23 protein-coding genes are annotated in these 17,424 nt (G+C 73.2%); 16 read left to right on the top strand and 7 right to left on the bottom strand.

The genetic code is table 11. The annotated features are described in order from the left end of the window. Nucleotides 1–175: 175 nt before the first annotated feature. From BLU82_RS05020 to BLU82_RS05005, 4 genes are read left to right on the top strand one after another with little or no spacing between them, the layout of a single operon-like run. On the top strand, nucleotides 176–751 hold the full coding sequence (locus BLU82_RS05020; RefSeq protein WP_157740587.1) for an RNA polymerase sigma factor: 576 nt from the start codon (nucleotides 176–178) through the stop codon (nucleotides 749–751). Continuing rightward, nucleotides 742–1,209 (top strand): hypothetical protein, encoded by a 468-nt coding sequence (locus BLU82_RS05015; RefSeq protein ID WP_092616438.1) that lies wholly within the window; start codon nucleotides 742–744, stop codon nucleotides 1,207–1,209. The genes BLU82_RS05020 and BLU82_RS05015 overlap by 10 nt, the downstream gene beginning before the upstream one ends. Nucleotides 1,210–1,266: 57 nt before the next feature. Next, on the top strand, nucleotides 1,267–1,506 hold the full coding sequence (locus tag BLU82_RS05010; protein ID WP_092616435.1) for a type II toxin-antitoxin system ParD family antitoxin: 240 nt from the start codon (nucleotides 1,267–1,269) through the stop codon (nucleotides 1,504–1,506). Next, entirely contained in the window at nucleotides 1,503–1,826 is a 324-nt protein-coding gene (locus BLU82_RS05005; RefSeq protein WP_092616432.1) for a type II toxin-antitoxin system RelE/ParE family toxin, read from the top strand. The genes BLU82_RS05010 and BLU82_RS05005 overlap by 4 nt, the downstream gene beginning before the upstream one ends. A 7-nt stretch (nucleotides 1,827–1,833) precedes the next feature. On the opposite strand, the gene BLU82_RS05000 is transcribed toward BLU82_RS05005, so the two are convergent. From BLU82_RS05000 to BLU82_RS04990, 3 genes are all read right to left on the bottom strand, one after another. Continuing rightward, the gene (locus tag BLU82_RS05000; RefSeq protein WP_092616429.1) at nucleotides 1,834–2,256 is read right to left on the bottom strand and encodes a hypothetical protein; all 423 of its coding nucleotides are present in this window, start codon (nucleotides 2,254–2,256) and stop codon (nucleotides 1,834–1,836) included. 10 nt (nucleotides 2,257–2,266) lie between these two features. After that, complete coding sequence (locus tag BLU82_RS04995; protein ID WP_092616426.1) at nucleotides 2,267–2,824, bottom strand: pyridoxamine 5'-phosphate oxidase family protein; 558 nt, start codon at nucleotides 2,822–2,824, stop codon at nucleotides 2,267–2,269. Nucleotides 2,825–2,892: 68 nt separating this feature from the next. After that, the gene (locus BLU82_RS04990) at nucleotides 2,893–3,534 is read right to left on the bottom strand and encodes a cupin domain-containing protein (RefSeq protein WP_092616423.1); all 642 of its coding nucleotides are present in this window, start codon (nucleotides 3,532–3,534) and stop codon (nucleotides 2,893–2,895) included. A gap of 91 nt (nucleotides 3,535–3,625) precedes the next feature. Here BLU82_RS04990 and BLU82_RS04985 point away from each other — a divergent pair, with 91 nt between their 5' ends. From BLU82_RS04985 to BLU82_RS04950, 8 genes are read left to right on the top strand one after another with little or no spacing between them, the layout of a single operon-like run. Next, nucleotides 3,626–4,939, top strand: coding sequence for a Xaa-Pro peptidase family protein (locus BLU82_RS04985; protein ID WP_092625459.1), 1,314 nt, complete (start codon nucleotides 3,626–3,628; stop codon nucleotides 4,937–4,939). Next, on the top strand, nucleotides 4,936–5,925 hold the full coding sequence (locus BLU82_RS04980) for a thiamine pyrophosphate-dependent dehydrogenase E1 component subunit alpha (protein ID WP_092616420.1): 990 nt from the start codon (nucleotides 4,936–4,938) through the stop codon (nucleotides 5,923–5,925). Before BLU82_RS04985 ends, BLU82_RS04980 begins: the two co-directional genes overlap by 4 nt. Next, a complete protein-coding gene (locus BLU82_RS04975) occupies nucleotides 5,913–6,890 on the top strand; it encodes an alpha-ketoacid dehydrogenase subunit beta (RefSeq protein WP_092616417.1) in 978 nt (325 codons plus the stop codon). Before BLU82_RS04980 ends, BLU82_RS04975 begins: the two co-directional genes overlap by 13 nt. Nucleotides 6,891–6,935: 45 nt before the next feature. Further along, entirely contained in the window at nucleotides 6,936–8,297 is a 1,362-nt protein-coding gene (locus BLU82_RS04970) for an amidohydrolase family protein (protein ID WP_092616414.1), read from the top strand. Beyond that, entirely contained in the window at nucleotides 8,294–9,196 is a 903-nt protein-coding gene (locus BLU82_RS04965) for a cupin domain-containing protein (protein WP_092616411.1), read from the top strand. Before BLU82_RS04970 ends, BLU82_RS04965 begins: the two co-directional genes overlap by 4 nt. Continuing rightward, complete coding sequence (locus BLU82_RS04960; RefSeq protein WP_092616408.1) at nucleotides 9,193–9,879, top strand: SDR family NAD(P)-dependent oxidoreductase; 687 nt, start codon at nucleotides 9,193–9,195, stop codon at nucleotides 9,877–9,879. The genes BLU82_RS04965 and BLU82_RS04960 overlap by 4 nt, the downstream gene beginning before the upstream one ends. Continuing rightward, complete coding sequence (locus tag BLU82_RS04955) at nucleotides 9,876–10,754, top strand: NAD(P)-dependent oxidoreductase (protein WP_092616404.1); 879 nt, start codon at nucleotides 9,876–9,878, stop codon at nucleotides 10,752–10,754. The genes BLU82_RS04960 and BLU82_RS04955 overlap by 4 nt, the downstream gene beginning before the upstream one ends. Nucleotides 10,755–10,771: 17 nt before the next feature. Continuing rightward, nucleotides 10,772–11,431, top strand: coding sequence for a maleylpyruvate isomerase N-terminal domain-containing protein (locus tag BLU82_RS04950; protein WP_092616401.1), 660 nt, complete (start codon nucleotides 10,772–10,774; stop codon nucleotides 11,429–11,431). Nucleotides 11,432–11,454: 23 nt separating this feature from the next. Here BLU82_RS04950 and BLU82_RS04945 read toward each other — a convergent pair whose 3' ends face one another. The 3 genes from BLU82_RS04945 to BLU82_RS04935 form a co-directional block, all read right to left on the bottom strand. Next, the gene (locus BLU82_RS04945) at nucleotides 11,455–11,772 is read right to left on the bottom strand and encodes a PIN domain-containing protein (protein WP_197682743.1); all 318 of its coding nucleotides are present in this window, start codon (nucleotides 11,770–11,772) and stop codon (nucleotides 11,455–11,457) included. Between the two features lie 88 nt (nucleotides 11,773–11,860). Further along, entirely contained in the window at nucleotides 11,861–12,010 is a 150-nt protein-coding gene (locus tag BLU82_RS04940; RefSeq protein ID WP_092616395.1) for a type II toxin-antitoxin system Phd/YefM family antitoxin, read from the bottom strand. After that, complete coding sequence (locus BLU82_RS04935) at nucleotides 12,007–12,693, bottom strand: NAD(P)-dependent oxidoreductase (RefSeq protein WP_092616391.1); 687 nt, start codon at nucleotides 12,691–12,693, stop codon at nucleotides 12,007–12,009. Before BLU82_RS04935 ends, BLU82_RS04940 begins: the two co-directional genes overlap by 4 nt. Before the next feature lie 81 nt (nucleotides 12,694–12,774). On the opposite strand from BLU82_RS04935, the gene BLU82_RS04930 reads away from it, so the two are divergent. Further along, nucleotides 12,775–13,428 (top strand): TetR/AcrR family transcriptional regulator C-terminal domain-containing protein, encoded by a 654-nt coding sequence (locus BLU82_RS04930; protein ID WP_231947713.1) that lies wholly within the window; start codon nucleotides 12,775–12,777, stop codon nucleotides 13,426–13,428. On the opposite strand, the gene ilvD is transcribed toward BLU82_RS04930, so the two are convergent. Then, nucleotides 13,425–15,116, bottom strand: a complete 1,692-nt coding sequence (gene ilvD, locus BLU82_RS04925; RefSeq protein WP_092616388.1) for a dihydroxy-acid dehydratase — start codon at nucleotides 15,114–15,116, stop codon at nucleotides 13,425–13,427. The genes BLU82_RS04930 and ilvD overlap by 4 nt on opposite strands. A gap of 72 nt (nucleotides 15,117–15,188) precedes the next feature. On the opposite strand from ilvD, the gene BLU82_RS04920 reads away from it, so the two are divergent. The 3 genes from BLU82_RS04920 to BLU82_RS04910 are packed head-to-tail and all read left to right on the top strand — an operon-like array spanning nucleotide 15,189 to nucleotide 17,229. Next, nucleotides 15,189–16,097, top strand: a complete 909-nt coding sequence (locus BLU82_RS04920) for a helix-turn-helix domain-containing protein (RefSeq protein WP_092616385.1) — start codon at nucleotides 15,189–15,191, stop codon at nucleotides 16,095–16,097. After that, nucleotides 16,094–16,525, top strand: a complete 432-nt coding sequence (locus tag BLU82_RS04915) for a nuclear transport factor 2 family protein (protein WP_092616380.1) — start codon at nucleotides 16,094–16,096, stop codon at nucleotides 16,523–16,525. Before BLU82_RS04920 ends, BLU82_RS04915 begins: the two co-directional genes overlap by 4 nt. Next, complete coding sequence (locus BLU82_RS04910) at nucleotides 16,522–17,229, top strand: SDR family NAD(P)-dependent oxidoreductase (RefSeq protein WP_092625455.1); 708 nt, start codon at nucleotides 16,522–16,524, stop codon at nucleotides 17,227–17,229. The genes BLU82_RS04915 and BLU82_RS04910 overlap by 4 nt, the downstream gene beginning before the upstream one ends. The last annotated feature ends 195 nt before the right edge of the window (nucleotides 17,230–17,424 follow it).

Below are 17,424 nucleotides of genomic sequence, written 5' to 3'. Positions count from 1 at the left end.
GTCGCGGCCGATCCCCCGCTCGTCGCCGCCCCGCCCCCGCTCCCCGTCGCCGGCGTGTTCGGTCCGTCCGTGGTCATCGCTGGCCTCCCCCTGATCACTGGCCGCTCGCGCGGCTGACAGTCGTTAGACACGCGCTACCGAACGGTCGTCACGCATGTTTTCGGACATTCCGGTCATGGGTCCCGGTGTGAGCGAGGGGTCCGGGCTGCCGGAGCAGTTGGACGACCTGGTCCTGGCCCGCCGCGCGGGACTCGGCGACCGGGTCGCCTTCGGCGTCATCGCGCGGCGGCACGGCCCGGTCATGTACCGGCTCGCCCGCCGCGTGCTCCTCGACGACGGCGACGCCGAGGAGGCGGTGCAGGACGCGCTGCTGGCGGCGTGGCGGCACCTGGCCGACTTCCGCGGCGCGGCGGCGCTGCGCAGCTGGCTGCTGCGGCTCACCCTCAACAAGGCGCACAACGTACGACGCAAGCGCCGGCCCGTGCCGCTGGAGGCCGACCAGCACCTGGCGCAGACCGCCACAGGCGACGACCCCGCCCACGGCATCATCGAGAACGAGCTGGTGGCCGCGCTCGACGACGCGCTGGCCGGCCTGCCCGAGCCGCAGCGGGTGGCCTGGCTGCTGCGCGAGGTCGACGAGCTCAGCTACGACGAGATCGCCGAGATCATGCACACCTCCCGCGACGTCGTCCGCGGGCTGCTGCACCGGGCCCGGCGACGGCTCGCGGAAAGGCTGGCCGCATGGCGCTGACGCCCGGCTCCGGCGACGACCACGACCTCGGCACCGCCGTGGTCGACCGTGCCGCCTCCGCGCTGCGCGGCTACACCGACCACGGCTGGACGACGGCGTCGCGGCGGATCCTGCAGTCCGTCCTCACCGCCACCCGCCGCTCCCGGCCGGTGCGCGCCCACGACGGCGCCGGCGTCTTCCACGTCAGCGACCAGGTGGTCACCAGCCATCTCCAGCACGCCGTCGACGGCATCGACGGCGTGCAGGCCACCCACGTCCGGCTCGACCTCGACGACGACGTCCTCGCGTCGCTGATGGTCACCGTCGCCGTGCGCTACCCGGAACCCGTCCACCCGCTCGCCGAGTCCGTCCGGCGGGCGGCGTACGAGACCGTCCGCTCCGTCCTCGGCGAGCGCGCTCCGCCGCTCCCCGCCGCCCGCATCCACGTCCACTTCGGCGACGTCGACGCATGGCCCTGACTCTGGGTCGGCGAGCCAGCATGGCAATTCTTGCCATCGGCGGGCTATCCTGCCGCCGTGAGCACCATGAACATCTCGCTTCCCGAAACGCTCAAGGCGTTCGTCGAACAGCAGGTCACGGAGCGCGGCTACGGCACCAGCAGCGAGTACGTGCGCGACCTGATCCGTCGCGACCAGGACCAGCAGCGGCTACGAGCGCTCGTGCTCGACGGCGCCGCTTCGGCGCCGGCCGGCGTCGCCGACGCCGCGTACTTCGACGCGCTCCGCTCCCGCATCGGGTCGCCGGTCGAGGAGTGAGCGCCAAGCCCGTCTCCCTGCGCGAACAGGCTGTGCAGGACGTCGACGACGCGATCTCGTACTTCCTGAAGGAGCACGCCCAGCAGGCGGCCGCCGACTTCGTCGACGCGCTCGAGCGCGCACACGACCTCGTAGGACGCCGCCCCGGAGTGGGATCCGCGCGCTACGGCCACGAACTGGACCTCCGCGGTCTCCGGACGGTTCCGGTCGGCGGCTTCCCGTACCTCGTGTTCTACGTCGAGCGCGACGAGTATGGCGACGTCTGGCGCGTTCTCCACACGTCGAGGGACATCCCCGCGTCGTTCGCCGGCCGCGAGTAGCCCGCGGTCACCCGGTCCGGGCGGCACGGACCCGCTCGTACCGCCGCCAGCCGTCGACGCCGGCCCGCCCGCCGAGGGCGCTGCCGACGGTGCAGACGACGAAGACCGCGGCCACCCAGCGCCCGATGGCCCCCGGCCCGAACACCAGCAGGACCAGCAGCACCAGCAGCCCGGCCGACGCCAGCCCGGCGAGCACGTAGGCGCTGTAGCGGCGGGCGAAGGACGCATCGGGCGGCAGCCGCCGCTCGATCCAGCCAGCGGCCGGCAGCCCGAGGACCAGCACCCCCACCAGCCACACCGGCGTGGCAGCGGCGACGGCGATCGGCAGGAGCGGGTTCATGGTCATGGCGAGGACTGTCACCACCAGGCCCAGGTACGAGCCGGCCAGCCCGGCGAGCGCCCCGCCCACCCCGAGCCGCCCGCCGTTCATCGCCGCGTCGCTAGGCAGGGTCGTAGTCGAACGCGGGGAGGCCGTCGAGGCTGGTGGCGTTCTTGCGGCGCCGGTAGTCGGCCCGGCCGTCCGCGCCCTTGCGCTCCATGTGCGGCGGCAGCAGGTCGCGCTCGCCGGCGTAGTCCATGAACGGCACGCCGTAGCCGCAGGAGTCGGACACCCGGTGCACGTCGACGACGATGACGGCGCGGGCGCCGCGGCGCTCGGGGAACAGCTCGGCCAACTCCGCGAACTCCTCCGAGTAGAGGGTGACGAAGCGGCCGGTGCCGTGCAGCCGGACGACGTTCGGCGGGCCGGTGAACGCGCAGAACATCAGCGTGATGCGGCCGTTCTCGCGCAGGTGCGCGATGGTCTCGGCGCCGCTGGCGGTGTAGTCGAGGTAGGCGACGGTGTGCTCGTCGAGCACGACGAACGAGCCGCCGATGCCCTTCGGCGACACGTTGACGTGGCCGTCCGGCCCGGCCGGCGCCGTCGCGACGAAGAACATGTGCTGCGCCTCGATGAACGCGCGCAGCCGGCCAGTGATCGATTCATGCACCTTGCCCACGCTCGCACCTTACCGACGCGGTCACGGACCGGCAGCGACGCCGATCACAGGGTGGACGGCGTCCAGTGTCACTGTTCGAGCACGAACCAGATGCCGACCGCCGGCTCGGCGCCGTCGTTGCGGTACGAGTGCGGCGTCGTGGAGTCGAACGAGACGGAGTCGCCGGCGCGCAGGTGGTGCTCCTCGAACCCGAGCGTCAGCACCAGCTCGCCGCTGAGCACGTGGCCGTACTCGGTGCCGGAGTGCCGCATGAGCAGCCCGGCGCCCGACGACGACGAGCCGCCCGGCTGGTAGGTGATGCGCAGGAAGTCGGTGTGCACCTCGGGGACCTGGCCGAGCAGTTCCCAGGTGACGCCGGAGTCCAGCGTCAGCACCTCCCGCTCGGCCGCCCGCACGACCGGCCCGATGCGGCGGCGGGCCGCGCCCAGCACCTGCAGGCCACTGATCGTCTCGGGCACGGACGCCGGCACGTCCGGCGCCGCGGCCGCCCCGTCGCCGCCCACCGGGCCGAAGATGTCCTCGACCGAGATCCCGAGCGCCGTCGTGATCGCGTAAAGCGTGCTCACCGACGGTTGGCTCTTCTCGGTCTCGATCTGCGAGATCAGGCTCGCCGACACCCCGATCTCGCGGGCCAGCGCACGAGCGCTGATCCCCTTGCGCAGCCGTTCGTGGCGGAGCCGCTCACCGATCGGGGGCGTTTCGTTCAGCATGACTGTGCATTTTAGCGGGTTGACGTCCGCGCCCGGCTCCGCTTCACTCAGATGATAAGTGACACTGAACACGAAGTGGGGTGCCGCCGCGATGCCGATACGCACCTACGGACCCAACGCGGTCGACTGGGAGACCCGCATCGACCTCGACCGGCTGCGCCGCGAACGGCTCGACCGGCTCCGCGGGGCGCTGGAGCGCTCCGACCTCGGCGCACTGCTGGCCTTCGACTTCGCCAACATCCGGTACATGACGTCGACGCACATCGGGACGTGGGCGATCGACAAGCTGATCAGGTTCGCACTGCTCCCGCGGGGCGGCGAGCCGGTGGTCTGGGACTTCGGCTCGGCCGCCCGGCACCACCAGCTGTACAACCCGTGGCTGGACGGCGCCAACCGCGCCCGCGCGGGCATCTCGACGCTGCGCGGCGCGTTCCACCCCGGCGCCGGCATCGCCGACGACGTCGCCGGCAAGATCGCCCGGGTGCTGGCCGAGCACGGCCTGCAGGACGCCCCCGTCGGCATCGACGTCGCCGAGATGCCGGTGCTGGCCGCGCTGAAGGACCACGGCCTCGACGTCGTCGACGGGCAGCAGGTGTTCCTGGAGGCGCGGCGCATCAAGACGGCGGACGAGATCGCGCTGCTGGCGCACGCCGCCTCGATGGTCGACGCCGCGTACGAGGAGCTGTACGGGTTCCTGCGCCCGGGCGTGCGCGAGAACGAGTGCGTCGGCGTCGTCAGCAAGGTCCTCTACGACCTCGGCAGCGAGTACGTCGAAGGAGTCAACGCGATCTCCGGCGAACGCTGCTCGCCGCATCCGCACGTCTACAGCGACCGCATCGTGCGTCCCGGCGACCCCGCGTTCTTCGACATCCTGCACAGCTACAACGGCTATCGCACCTGCTACTACCGCACGTTCGCCGTCGGCAGCGCGTCGCCGGCCCAGCGCGACGCGTACACCCGCTGCCGCGAGTACATCGACAACGCCATCGCCGCGGTCCGGCCGGGCGCGACGACGGCGGACATCGTGTCGCTGTGGCCGCGGGCCGACGAGTTCGGCTTCCCCGACGAGGAGGCGGCGTTCGCGCTGCAGTACGGCCACGGCGTCGGGCTGTCCATCTGGGAGAAGCCGATCTTCTCCAGGCTGGTGTCGCTGGAGCACCCGGAGGTGCTGGAGGAAGGGATGGTCTTCGCGCTCGAGACGTACTGGCCGGCGACCGACGGCTGGTCGGCCGCGCGGATCGAGGAGGAGGTCGTGGTGACGGCCGACGGCTGCGAGGTCATCACCAAGTTCCCGGCCGAGGAGCTGCTGGTCGCCGGCCGCAAGTACTGGACGGTCGGCGGGGAGCTGAACTCGCTGCGCGAGTCGCAGTCGCACCTCAACACCGGCGCCAGGGTGGCCCCATGACGGACACGAGGACGGCGACGGGCCTGCTCGCGCTGCACGAGACCATGGCGGTGATTCGCCGCACGGAGAAGGCGGCCCACGACCTGTTCATGTCCGGGCTGGTCAAGGGGACGACGCACCTGGCGGCCGGGCACGAGGCGGTCGCCGTCGGAGCCCGCGCGGCGCTTCGTGACGGCGACCACGCGTTCGCCACCTACCGCGGCCACCACCACGCCATCGCCTGGGGCGCCACGCCCGAGGAGTGCCTGGCCGAGCTGATGCAGCGCGCGACCGGCCTGAACAAGGGCAAGGGCGGCTCGATGCACCTGACGAAGGCCGCGACCGGCATGCTCGGCTCGTACGCGATCGTCGGCGCGCACCTGCCGATGGCCGCCGGCGCCGCGTGGTCGGCCCGGCTGCGCGGCACCGACGAGGTCGCGGTCGCGTTCTTCGGCGACGGCGCCACGAACATCGGCGCGTTCCACGAGGCGCTGAACCTCGCCGCGGTGTGGCGGCTGCCGGTCCTGTTCGTCTGCGAGAACAACTTCTACATGGAGTACACGCCGATCGCCTCGGTCACGGCGGCCGAGCACCCGGCGGCGAGCCGCGCCCCGTCCTACGGGCTGCCGGCCGAGGTCGTCGACGGCAACGACGTGGTGGCCGTGCGAGACGCCGTCGCCCGCGCGGCGGAGCGGGCCCGCGCGGGCGACGGACCCACGGTCCTCGAGGCGCGGACCTACCGGCACTACGGCCACAGCCGCACCGACCCGGCGACGTACCGGCCCGAGGGCGAGCTGGAGCGGTGGCTGGAACGCGATCCGCTGACGGTGTCGGCGGCCGGGCTGCGCGCCGCCGGCACGAGCGACGACGAGATCCGCGCCGCCGAGGACCGCGCCGCCACCCTGGTGGAGGCCGCGATCGCCAGCGCCAAGGCCGCGCCGCCGGCCGACCTCGCCGAGGCGTTCACCGACGTGTGGGCCGACGGAGGTGCCGCATGGCGGACGTGACGTACCGGGATTCGGTGGCCGAGGGTATCGCCCGCGAGATGCGCCGCGACCCGTCCGTCGTGTGCCTGGGCGAGGACATCGGCGCGGCCGGCGGCGTCTTCAAGACCACCGTCGGGCTGTTCGAGGAGTTCGGCCCGGACCGCGTCTGGGACACCCCGATATCGGAGCAGGCGATCGTCGGCGCGGCCATGGGCGCGGCCATGACGGGGATGCGCCCGGTCGCCGAGATCATGTTCAGCGACTTCCTGGCCTGCTGCTGGGACTACCTCGCCAACGAGATCCCGAAGGTCCGCTACATGACCGGCGGACAGGTGACGGTCCCGCTGGTGGTGCGGACGGCGAACGGCGGCGGGCTGGGCTTCGGCGCGCAGCACTCGCAGGCGGTCGAGAACTGGGTGCTCACCGTGCCCGGCCTGAAGATCGCCGCGCCGTCGACCCCGGCGGACGTCGTCGGCCTGATGGCCAGCGCCGTCCGCAGCGACGACCCCGTCGTGTTCTTCGAGCACAAGGGCCTGCTGGCCGGCAAGGGCGCGCCCGCGCCCGACGACCACGTCGTGCCGTTCGGCGAGGCGGCCGTGCGGCGCGAGGGCGGCGACGTCACGCTGGTCGCGCTCGCGTCGACGGTGCCGCTGGCGCTGGCCGCGGCGCAGCGGCTGGCCGCCGAGGGCATCGATGCCGAGGTGCTGGACCTGCGGACGCTGATCCCGCTGGACGTCACGGCCGTGCTGCGCTCCGTCGCGCGGACGTCCCGGCTGGTCGTCGTCGAGGAGAACCCGTACCAGGGCGGCTGGGGCGGCACCGTCGTCTCCGTCGTCGCCGACGAAGGATTCGAGCTGCTGGACGCGCCGGTCAAGCGGGTGGCGGGCGCCAACGTGCCGCTGCCGTTCGCCGACGCTCTGGAGGACCAGGTGATCCCCACCGTGGACAAGGTGGCCGACGCCGTGCGGAGCCTCGCGACCTACTGACCCTACGACTGCACCGCTCACCCGTCGCGACGAGGGGATGGTCCCTTGAGCACCCGACTCCTGATCCGCAACGGCCACGTGATCAGCATGGATCCGGACATCGGCGAGATCGCCGGCGCCGACGTGCTGATCGAGGACGGCGCCATCGTCGCCGTCCAGCCCAAGATCGACGCCGACGCCGAGACCATCGACGCGGCCGGGCACATCGTCATCCCCGGGTTCGTCGACACCCACCGGCACACCTGGGAGACGGCGATCCGCACCTCCGCGCCGAACGCCACGCTGGACGACTACTTCGTCGAGATCCTCGACACGTTCGCCCCGCTCTACCAGCCCGACGACGTGTACGCGAGCAACCTCGCGGGGTCGCTGGAGTGCCTGAACGCCGGCATCACGACGCTGGTCGACTGGTCGCACATCAACAACACGCCGGAGCATCCCGACGCCGCCATCGCCGGGCTCAAGGAGGCGGGGCTGCGCGCGCAGTACGCCTACGGCTCGGCGAACACGTCGCTGGCGAAGTACTGGTTCAACAGCGCCGAAGTCATCCCGGGTGACGACGTCCGGCGCATCCGCGACACCTACGTCTCCGGCGACGACGGCCTGCTGACGATGGGACTCGCCACCCGCGGGCCCGGGTTCTGCCAGGACGACGTCGTGCGGGCGGAGTGGGCGCTGGCCCGCGAGGTCGGCATCCCGATCACCGTCCACGTCGCGATGGGCCGGCTGGCCGGGCGGTTCGCCATGGTGGAGCAGCTGGACCGGCTCGGCCTGCTCGGCCCGGACACCACCTATGTGCACTGCTGCTACTTCAGCGACCACGAGTGGCGGCGGGTCGCCGACACCGGGGGCACCATCTCGATCGCCGCGCAGGTCGAGCTGCAGATGGGTCACGGCTGGCCGCCGGTCGCGAAGAGCTACCAGTTCGGGCTGCCGCCGAGCCTGTCGATCGACGTCGTCACGACGGTGCCGGGCGACATGTTCACGCAGATGCGGGGGGCGTTCGCGGGCGAGCGGGCGCGCGTCAACGCGGTCTCCTGGACGGCCGACACCGCCGTGCCCGAGACCATGCCGACGGCGCGGCAGATGCTGGAGATGGCGACGATCAACGGGGCCAAGGTGGCCGGGGTGGAGGACCGCGCCGGCTCGCTGACGCCGGGCAAGCGGGCCGACGTCGTGCTGATCGACGCGACGGCGCTCAACGTCGCCCCGGTCATGGACCCCGTGGCCGCGGTCGTACTGGCAGCCGACGTGTCCAACGTCGACACCGTCATCGTCGACGGCGTCGTCCGCAAGCGCGGCGGCCGGCTGCTCGCCGACGTCGGCCGGGCCCGCGGTCTCGTCGAGGCGGCGCAGGAACGGCTGGTGGCGGCCGCCGCGCAGCAGCGGCAGGCGGCGCCCGTATGAGCGACCGGCACCTGATCCGCCGGGGTGCGCAGGCCGGGTTCGCGGCGCCGGAGGGCTGGGCGGCGGGCGCCACCGGCTACCGGCGCTGGACCGTGGTGGGCGAGCAGGAGGGCGCCGTCCACACCGGGTTCGGCGTCTGCGAGCTGGATCCCGGCGGGTCGGTGCCGGCCCACGTCCACTCGTTCGAGGAGAGCTTCCACCTGCTGTCCGGGTCGGCGATCCTGACCACACCGGACGGCTCCTACCGGCTGTCCGAGGGCGACTACGGACTGCTGCCGGTCGCGGTGCCGCACGCGTGGCGGTGCGACGGCGACCGCCCGGCGCGGTGGGCGGAGATGCAGGGCCCACAGCCGCGCGACGCGTTCGACGGCGACACGTTCCTGGTGCCGCCGCTGGACGAGTCGCGGCCGGTGGTCCCGATCGACGTGCGTGACCCGCGCACGTACCGGTTCGGGACGATCCGGCCGGGACACATGGACCCGGCGAAACAGTCGCAGGACCTGCTCGCGGTGTCGGCCAGCATGCGCACCGCGCTGCTCGTCTACGGCGGCATCAACGTCAAGCAGATGGTCGACAGCGATCTCGGGGCCATACTGACCACGATGTTCATGGTGCAGTACGACCCCGACGGCGCGACCACGCCGCACGACCACCCGTTCGAGGAGACGTACCTCATCCTCGAGGGCGCGGTCGAGGCGTCCTTCGACGGGCGGACCTACCTGCTCGAGGCCGGCGACGTCGCCTGGGCCGGGGTCGGCTGCCCGCACGCGTTCCGCAACGCCGGCGGCGGCACGCTGCGCTGGCTGGAGACGCAGGCGCCGGCGCCGCCGCCGCGGTACTCGTACCGGTTCGCCCGCGACTGGAACCATCTGCGCGACGTCCTGGGAGGTTCGGCGTGACCACCATCGTGATCGTCGGCGGCACGTCCGGCATCGGGCTGGAGCTGGCCCGACGCCGGGTGAAGGCCGGCGACGACGTCGTCATCACCGGCCGCGACGATTCTCGCTGTGCGGCGGTGGCCGCCGAGATCGGGGCGCGCTGCCGCGGTGTCGCCGTCGAGCTGTCCGACCCCGGCGGCATCGGCGCCGCCCTGTCCGGCGTCGAGCGGGTCGACCACCTGGTGGTCGCGGCCATCGACCGCGACCAGAACACCGCCGCCGACTACTCCGTCGAGCGGGCGATGCGACTGGTGACGCTCAAGCTGGTCGGGTACACCGAGGTCGTGCACGCGCTGCTGCCGCGCATGACGCCCGACGGCGCCGTCGTGCTGTTCGGCGGGCTGGCCAAGGACCGGCCGTACCCGGGCTCGACGACGGTGTCGACGATCAACGGCGGCATCGCGGGCCTGGTGCACACGCTGGCCGTCGAACTGGCGCCGCTGCGGGTCAACGCCGTCCACCCGGGCATCGTCGGCGACAGCCCGTTCTGGAGCGGCAAGCCACTCGACGCGATCATCGCGCGGACGCCGATCGGGCGCCTGGCGACCATGGCCGACGTCGCCGACGCGGTGGACTTCCTGCTGCGCAACCCGGCGATGAACGGCGTCAACCTCAACGTCGACGGCGGCTGGCTGCTGGCATGAACGACGCGGTGGGCGTGATCGGGGCCGGGCGGATGGGCGCGGCGATGACGGCGCGGCTGCGCGCGTCCGGTCGCGAGGTCGTGCTGTGGAACCGGACGACGGCGCGGGCGGCCGGGGTGGCGGCGGCGACGGGAGCACGGGTCGCGGCGACCGCACGGGGGGCGGCCGCCGCGGGCCCCGTCGTCCTGATCTCGCTGGCCGACGACGCCGCCTGCCGGGCCGCGTACGAGGGCCCGGACGGTGTCGCCGCTGGCGCCGGACCGGGCACCGTCGTCGCCGACGCCAGCACCGTCGCGCCCTCGACGGCCGTCGACCTGGCGGAGCTGGTCGCCGCCGGCGGCGGGGCGATGCTGGACACCCCGGTCTCGGGCAGCGTGCCGGTGGTCGAACGGGGCGAGCTGACCGTCATGGCCGGCGGGGCCGCCGCTGACCTCGACCGCGCGCGGCCGGTGCTCGACCTGCTCGCCCGGCAGGTCTTCCACGTCGGCGGCCACGGCGCCGGCGCGACGATGAAGCTGGCGGTCAACGCGCTGGTGCACGCGCTCAACCATGCGGTGTCCGAGGCGCTGGTGCTGGCCGAGCGGTCCGGCGTGTCCCGCGAGTCCGCGTACGAGGTGTTCGCCAACAGCGTCGCCGGCGCGCCGTTCGTCCAGTACAAGCGGGCCGCGTTCGAGCGGCCGGAGGAGACGCCGGTCGCGTTCACCCTCGGCCTCGTCGGCAAGGACCTCGACCTCATCCTCGACCTCGCCGCCCGCTCCGGCACGTCGATGCCGCAGGCCGTCGTCAACCGCCGGGCCGTCGCCGACGCCGTCGCAGCCGGCCTGGGCGACGAGGACATGAGCGTGCTCGCCCGCTACCTGCGCGGCGACGCCTGACCCGATACGGTGCGGGAATGTTCGCGCGCTCGTGGTCGGCGCTGCTCGGCGCCGTGGCCGCCCTGCCTGACGACGCCTTCGCCCGGCCGTCCGGATGCGCCGGCTGGCTGGTCCGCGACCTCGTCTGCCACCTCGTCATCGACGCGCAGGACGTGCTGATCACGCTGGTCACGCCGTCCGACACGGAGCCGACGGCCGACGCCGACGGCTACTGGCTGCTGGTCGACCCGCCCACCGGCGACGACCCGCTGGACGCGCTGATCCCCCGGCTGGCCGCCGCCTACGGCGACCCCGCGCTGCTCAAGTTCCACCTCGACGACCTCGGCGCGGCGGCCGGCCGGGCGGCCGCGCTGGCCGATCCCGCCGCCGTCGTCGCCACCAAGGACCTGGTGCTGACGGCGGGCGACTACCTGTCCGCGTACGTGCTCGAGTGGACGCTGCACCACCTGGACCTGATCGCGCACCTGCCGTCCGGGCCGCTTCGGCCGCCCGGACCGCCGGCCGACGCGCTGGCGGCGTGCCGGGCCGCGCTGCAGCGGATCGCCGGGGTCACCTTCCCCGCCTCGCTCTCCGACACCGACGCGCTGCTCGTCGGCACCGGCCGCCGCGCACCCACGGCTGCCGAGACCGCCGCGCTCGGCGACCTCGCCCAGCGGCTGCCGTTCGTCCTCGGCTGAGGCCGGTGCGAACTGTCTGACCTTCAGGGACCGGCTGTGCGTGGGACGGGCGCGACGATTTCCACGTCGTGGTCGAAGGGTCTGAAGTCGTCGGTGTTCGCCGTCATGACCGCGGCGCCGTGCCGGTGAGCCTGTGCCGCGATGAGTGCGTCCTTGCTGCGGATCTTGGCGCCGGTCGCTCGTGCGCCGGCCGCGACCATGCCAAGGGAACGGGTCGACTCGATGTCGAAGCCGACCCAGTCGAACCGCTGGTCGAGTTCGTTGAGGCGCCGAGTGCGCTCGGCGGCGTCGCGCGGGTGTCGAGCAGTATCACGCCTGCTCCCAGGGATCGGCGACCTCATCGGCCCTGGCTCGCCCGACATCGCTGCGCCAGGCGGCCGCGTTCCGCGGGCTCGTCGGCGTGACGTCCCCGAGGCTGGCACCGTTCACTCAGCGACACGGCCCGGGACGGTCGCGAACGATCCGCACCCCTGTGGGGCGCCCGTAGACGGTGATCTCGTATTCGTCGCCGGTCTCTCGGACGCGCTCGATGACCGCCTGCGGGTTCTGCTTCAGTTCGCGAATGCCGACGGTCTTCATGGACCCATTCTGGCGGCCCGCGCGCTGGGCGTCGTCCGGCCGACGATTGCCGGCGCCTCGCGCACCAGCGAGTCGTCCGTCAGCGCCTCGATCATGAACAGTGCGAAGTCGGTGCGCCGGGTGAGGTTGCTCTCCAGCACCGGGTCGCCGACGTGCCGGCTCCACACCGGCAGGCCCTGGCTCTCGCCCTCCTCGAGGTCGCTGCCGCGGACGACGGTCCAGCGGCGGTCGCTGGCGAAGATGCGCCGGCACGCCTCGTCCTGGTCGTCGATCTCGACGGCGCGCAGCAGCTTCCCCACGCGGGCGGCGACGCGCAACGCCGTCCGGAACCGCCACGAGTACCGGTCCTGGCCGTCGCGCGAGATGTGCCAGCCGCAGGAGAAGACCAGCCGCGCGTCCGGCTCGGCGAGATCGAGCACCGCCTGCGCCGTGCCGGACGAGTACTGCTGGACGCCCCACGGGACGAGCACGCTCAGCACGCCGTCGCAGCCGGCGACGGCCCGGCCGATGACCTCGCTGTCGTTCGTCGGCCCCGGCACGATCGTCATGCGGTCGGCCAGCGCGGCCAGCTTCGGCACGCTCTTCTCGCGGCACACGCCGACCACCTCGTAGCCGCGGTCCAGCGCGTGGCGCACGAGGTACTGCCCCAGCTTCCCCGACGCCCCGACGACGCACACCTTCATGTCCGGCTCCCTCCATACTTACACCGTAAGTACACGCTAGGCTTACACTGTAAGTACGTCAAGGGGCGAGGAGACCACACGGTGCGAGCGCCGCTCACCCGCGACCGCGTCATCGCGGCGGCCGTCGCGCTGGCCGACGAGAAGGGCCAGGCCGGCGCGAGCATGCGGGCCATCGCCGGGCGGCTCGGGGTCGAGGCGATGTCGCTCTACAACCACGTCGCCGGGCGCGACGACCTCCTCGACGGCATGGTCGACGCGGTGTTCGCGGAGATCGCGCTACCGGCCGACGGCGCCGAGTGGAAGGCGGCCATGCGCGACCGCGCGGCCTCGGCGCGGGCCGCCCTGAAGCGGCACCCGTGGGCCGTCGGGCTGATGGACTCCCGCGGCCACCCCGGACCCGCGACGTTGCGCCACCACGACGCCGTGCTCGGCGCGCTGCGGGCCGGCGGCTTCTCCGTCGTGCTGGCCGCGCACGCCGTCTCCGTCATCGACAGCTATCTCTACGGGTTCGTGCTGCAGGAGCTGAGCCTGCCGTTCACCGGAGACGGCGACATCGGCGAGGTGACCGACGGCATCAGGGCCGGCCTGCCGGAGGGCGCGTATCCGCACCTCATGGAGCTGATGACGGCGCACGTGCTGGCGCCCGGCTACGACTACGGCGACGAGTTCGCGTTCGGTCTCGCCCTGATCCTCGACGGGTTGCGGCCCGACGAGGACCAGGGCGCTACCGCTTAGTCGCAGACGGCGCCGTTGGCGGCCGAGCCGACCAGCTTCGCGTACTTCGCCAGCACGCCGCGCTCGTGCTTCGGCGCCGGCGGCGTCCAGCCGGCCCGGCGGCGCGCCAGCTCGTCGTCGTCGACCAGCAGCTCGAGCGTGCGGGCGGCGAGGTCGAGCCGGATGCGGTCGCCGTTCTGGACGAACGCGATGGGCCCGCCGTCGACGGCCTCGGGCGCGACGTGGCCGATGCACGGGCCGGTGGTGCCGCCGGAGAACCGGCCGTCGGTGACCAGCAGGACGTCCTTGCCCAGGCCGGCGCCCTTGATGGCGCCGGTGACGGCGAGCATCTCGCGCATGCCGGGGCCGCCCTTCGGGCCCTCGTAGCGGATGACGATGACGTCGCCCTTCTCCAGCGTGTTGTTCTCGACGGCGTCCATGGCGCCGCGCTCGCCGTCGAACACCTTGGCGGTGCCCTCGAAGACGGCGGTGTCGAAGCCTGCCGACTTGACGACGGCGCCGTCGGGCGCGAGCGAGCCGCGCAGGATGGTCAGGCCGCCGGTCTGGTGGATGGGGTCGCCCATGGCGTGGATGATCTTGCCGTCGACGTCGGGCGGCGCGATGTCGGCGAGGTTCTCGGCCAGCGTCTTCCCGGTGACGGTGAGCGCGTCGCCGTGCATGAGACCGGCGTCGAGCAGCGCCTTCATGATGACCGGCACGCCGCCGACGCGGTCGACGTCGGTCATGACGTAGCGGCCGAACGGCTTGACGTCGGCGAGGTGCGGGACGCGGTCGCCGATGCGGTTGAAGTCGTCGAGCTCGAGCTTCACCCCGGCCTCGTAGGCGATGGCCATGAGGTGCAGGACGGCGTTGGTGGACCCGCCGACCGCCATGACGACGGCGATGGCGTTCTCGAACGCCTCCTTCGTCAGGATGTCGCGGGTGGTGATGCCGCGGCGCAGCAGCTCAACGACGGCCTCGCCGGACTTGCGCGCGTAGCCGTCGCGGCGGCGGTCGACGGCGGGCGGCGCGGCGCTGCCCGGCAGCGACATGCCGAGCGCCTCGGCGGCGCTGGCCATGGTGTTGGCGGTGTACATGCCGCCGCAGGCGCCCTCGCCGGGACAGATGGCCCGCTCGATCTCGTCGACCTCCTCGCGGGTGATGAGCCCGCGGGCGCACGCGCCGACCGCCTCGAACGCGTCGATGATGGTGACGTCGCGGTCGCCGACCTTGCCCGGCAGGATCGACCCCGCGTACAGGAACGTGGCCGCGACATCGAGCCGCGCGGCCGCCATGAGCATGGCCGGAGCGGACTTGTCGCAGCCGGCCAGCAGCACGGCGCCGTCGAGCCGCTCGGCGCCGAAGACCGTCTCGACGGAGTCGGCGATGACCTCGCGCGACACCAGCGAGTAGTGCATGCCCTCGTGGCCCATGGAGATGCCGTCGGACACCGAGATGGTGCCGAACTCGAGCGGGAAACCGCCGCCGGCGTGTACCCCTTCCTTCGACGCCTTCGCGAGGCGGTCGAGGGACAGGTTGCAGGGCGTGATCTCGTTCCAGGACGAGGCGACCCCGATCTGCGGCTTCTCCCAGTCGTCATCGCCCATGCCGACGGCGCGCAGCATCCCACGGGCGGCGGCGCGTTCGAGACCGTCGGTGACCGCCCGGGAGTGTGGCTTCAGGTCGGGCTTCGAGGGTGTCACGGTCATGGAGCCACGCTAGTACCGTCGTCCGGCTGGAGAGACGTGGGTCCGGAATCCGGGACGTCCGATACTGGGGACATGGACCCAGGACCGCACGCTCGGCGCTCGGAGCTGCGCTGGCCGGGGCTGCGGTCGGTGTACTGCTGGCACCCGCCCAGCGGCGAGGTGACGGTCAGCGGCGAGCAGCAGATCGGCGTCACGTTCGCCGAGCACGACGGCGTCGTCACCGAGTCCGACGGACGGCGCGACCGGTTCGACATCCGACCCGGCGACGTGTTCGCGAACGGGCGGTCGCGGGTGTACTGGAGCGAGGTCACCCGCACCGACGAGCTGGTCGAGATCTACCCGGACGACGCGCTGCTGCGGGCCGCGGCGGGGTCGTCGCGTACGCCGGAGATCGAGCCGCTGCGTGGCGTGCGCGACGCCGTCGTGCTCGGGACCGCGTCCATCCTCAAGCGCGCCCACCTGGGCCTCGCCGACGTCGACGACGTGCGGGCCGGGGTGCTCGCGCACCGGCTGGCCGAGCACGTCGTCGGGTACTACGCGGGTCTGGTGCCGTCCGGGCGGGCCGCTGCCGGGCGGGCCGCCGCCGGGCGGGCCGCCGCCGGGCGGCTGGACCGCGTGCTGCTCGGCCGCGTCGCCGACGTCGTCGAGGCGCGCCTGGGTGACGCTCTCACCGTCGACGACCTCGCCGCCGCCGCGACGCTGAGCCCGTTCCACTTCGCCCGCGCCTTCAAGGCGTCCACCGGCCTCGCGCCGCACGAGTACGTCACGTCGCGGCGCATGGAACGGGCCAAGTCGCTGCTGCTCGGCAGCCGGTTGAGCGTGCCGGAGGTCGCCTACGCGGTCGGCCTCACGAACGTCAGCCACTTCCGCCGGGTGTTCCGCCGGCACACCGGCTTCCTGCCGTCCGACCTGCGCCCGGCGAGGACCGCAGGATCGGACCCTCCGCCGCCGGCCGGGCGTTTGGCAGGCTCGGCGTCATGACCGACTCGGTGACCTCCCTGCTGCACGCCGTCGACACGCTGGACTGGGACGGCGTGCTGGCCGTCCTCGCCGACGAGGTGCGGCTCGACTACACCTCGTTGTGGGGCGGCTCGCCCGAAACCGTGGCCGGCCCCGAGGTGGTGGCGCGCTGGCGTGCGCTGCTGCCCGGCTTCGACGCGACGCAGCACCTGACCGGCCCCGTCCTCGCCGACGGCGACCGCCGCACCACCACCGTCCGCGGGTACCACCACCTCGTCGACGGCGAGCGCCGCTCCACCTGGATGGTGGCCGGCTGGTACGACGTCCGTGTTTCCGGCGACCGCATCGCCGCCATCACGCTGCACGCCACGTACGAGGAGGGCGACCGCGCGCTGACCGAGGCCGCCACGGCGCGGTGCGAGGCCGGCGCGGGCGGGCGGGTCGCTTGACCGCGACCGGACCGCGGACGCCGCCGGTCGCCGTCGTCACGGGCGGCAACCGCGGCATCGGCCTGGAGGTGTGCCGGCAGCTGGCCGCCCGCGGGCACACCGTCGTGCTGACGGCCCGTTCGCCGGAGGCGGCCCGGTCGGCGGCCGCGGGGCTGGCCGGTGACGTCGTCCCCGTCCGCCTCGACGTCACCGTACCGTCGCACGCGGACGAGCTGGCCCGGTTCCTGTCGGCCGAGTTCGCCCGCGTCGACGTCCTCGTCAACAACGCCGCCATCCACTACGACACCTGGCAGCGCGCCGCCTCCGCCGACCTCGACGTCGTCCGCGAGGCCGCCGAGACCAACGTCTACGGTCCCTGGCGGCTGGCGATGACGCTGCTCCCGCTGCTGCGCGCGAGCGCCCATCCGCGCATCGTCAACGTGTCCAGCGAGGGCGGGTCGCTGGCGAGCATGGGCGGCGGCACGCCCGCCTACAGCATGACGAAGGCGGCGCTCAACGCGGTGACGCGGATGCTGGCCGACGAGCTGCGGCGCGACCGGATCCTGGTCAACTCGATCTGTCCCGGCTGGGTGGCGACCGACATGGGCGGGCCGGGCGGGCGGCCGGTCGAGTCCGGCGCGGCCGGCATCGTCTGGGCAGCCACCCTCCCCGACGACGGCCCGACGGGCGCCTTCTTCCGCGACGGCCGCCCGGTCTCCTGGTAGCTCGTGCTCGCTCCCGCCCTGCCCACTCCCAGCCCCGCCCACTCCCGCCCCGCCCACTCCCAGCCCCGCCCACTCCCAGCCCCGCCCACTCCCAGCCCCGCCCACTCCCAGCCCCGCCCACTCCCGCCCCGCCCACTCCCAGCCCCGCCCACTCCCGCCCCGCCCACTCCCGCCCCGCCCACTCCCAGCCCCGCC

The organism is Jiangella sp. DSM 45060 (genome assembly GCF_900105175.1).
Lineage (GTDB): Bacteria > Actinomycetota > Actinomycetes > Jiangellales > Jiangellaceae > Jiangella.
The sequence above is the reverse complement of the archived record's forward strand: the minus strand, read 5'-3'. Positions and strand labels throughout refer to the sequence as shown.

Bases quoted from the DNA above. Each gene is read 5' to 3' on its own strand.
- BLU82_RS05015 (WP_092616438.1), top strand. From the start codon at position 742: ATGGCGCTGACGCCCGGCTCCGGCGACGACCACGACCTCGGCACCGCC.
- BLU82_RS04935 (WP_092616391.1), bottom strand. From the start codon at position 12,693: ATGAAGGTGTGCGTCGTCGGGGCGTCGGGGAAGCTGGGGCAGTACCTC.
- BLU82_RS04940 (WP_092616395.1), bottom strand. From the start codon at position 12,010: ATGAAGACCGTCGGCATTCGCGAACTGAAGCAGAACCCGCAGGCGGTC.
- BLU82_RS04990 (WP_092616423.1), bottom strand. From the start codon at position 3,534: ATGCTGAACGAAACGCCCCCGATCGGTGAGCGGCTCCGCCACGAACGG.
- BLU82_RS04975 (WP_092616417.1), top strand. From the start codon at position 5,913: ATGGCGGACGTGACGTACCGGGATTCGGTGGCCGAGGGTATCGCCCGC.
- BLU82_RS04980 (WP_092616420.1), top strand. From the start codon at position 4,936: ATGACGGACACGAGGACGGCGACGGGCCTGCTCGCGCTGCACGAGACC.
- BLU82_RS04950 (WP_092616401.1), top strand. From the start codon at position 10,772: ATGTTCGCGCGCTCGTGGTCGGCGCTGCTCGGCGCCGTGGCCGCCCTG.
- BLU82_RS04955 (WP_092616404.1), top strand. From the start codon at position 9,876: ATGAACGACGCGGTGGGCGTGATCGGGGCCGGGCGGATGGGCGCGGCG.
- ilvD (WP_092616388.1), bottom strand. From the start codon at position 15,116: ATGACCGTGACACCCTCGAAGCCCGACCTGAAGCCACACTCCCGGGCG.
- BLU82_RS05020 (WP_157740587.1), top strand. From the start codon at position 176: ATGGGTCCCGGTGTGAGCGAGGGGTCCGGGCTGCCGGAGCAGTTGGAC.
- BLU82_RS04965 (WP_092616411.1), top strand. From the start codon at position 8,294: ATGAGCGACCGGCACCTGATCCGCCGGGGTGCGCAGGCCGGGTTCGCG.
- BLU82_RS04920 (WP_092616385.1), top strand. From the start codon at position 15,189: ATGGACCCAGGACCGCACGCTCGGCGCTCGGAGCTGCGCTGGCCGGGG.
- BLU82_RS04985 (WP_092625459.1), top strand. From the start codon at position 3,626: ATGCCGATACGCACCTACGGACCCAACGCGGTCGACTGGGAGACCCGC.
- BLU82_RS04945 (WP_197682743.1), bottom strand. From the start codon at position 11,772: ATGAGGTCGCCGATCCCTGGGAGCAGGCGTGATACTGCTCGACACCCG.
- BLU82_RS05000 (WP_092616429.1), bottom strand. From the start codon at position 2,256: ATGAACGGCGGGCGGCTCGGGGTGGGCGGGGCGCTCGCCGGGCTGGCC.
- BLU82_RS04915 (WP_092616380.1), top strand. From the start codon at position 16,094: ATGACCGACTCGGTGACCTCCCTGCTGCACGCCGTCGACACGCTGGAC.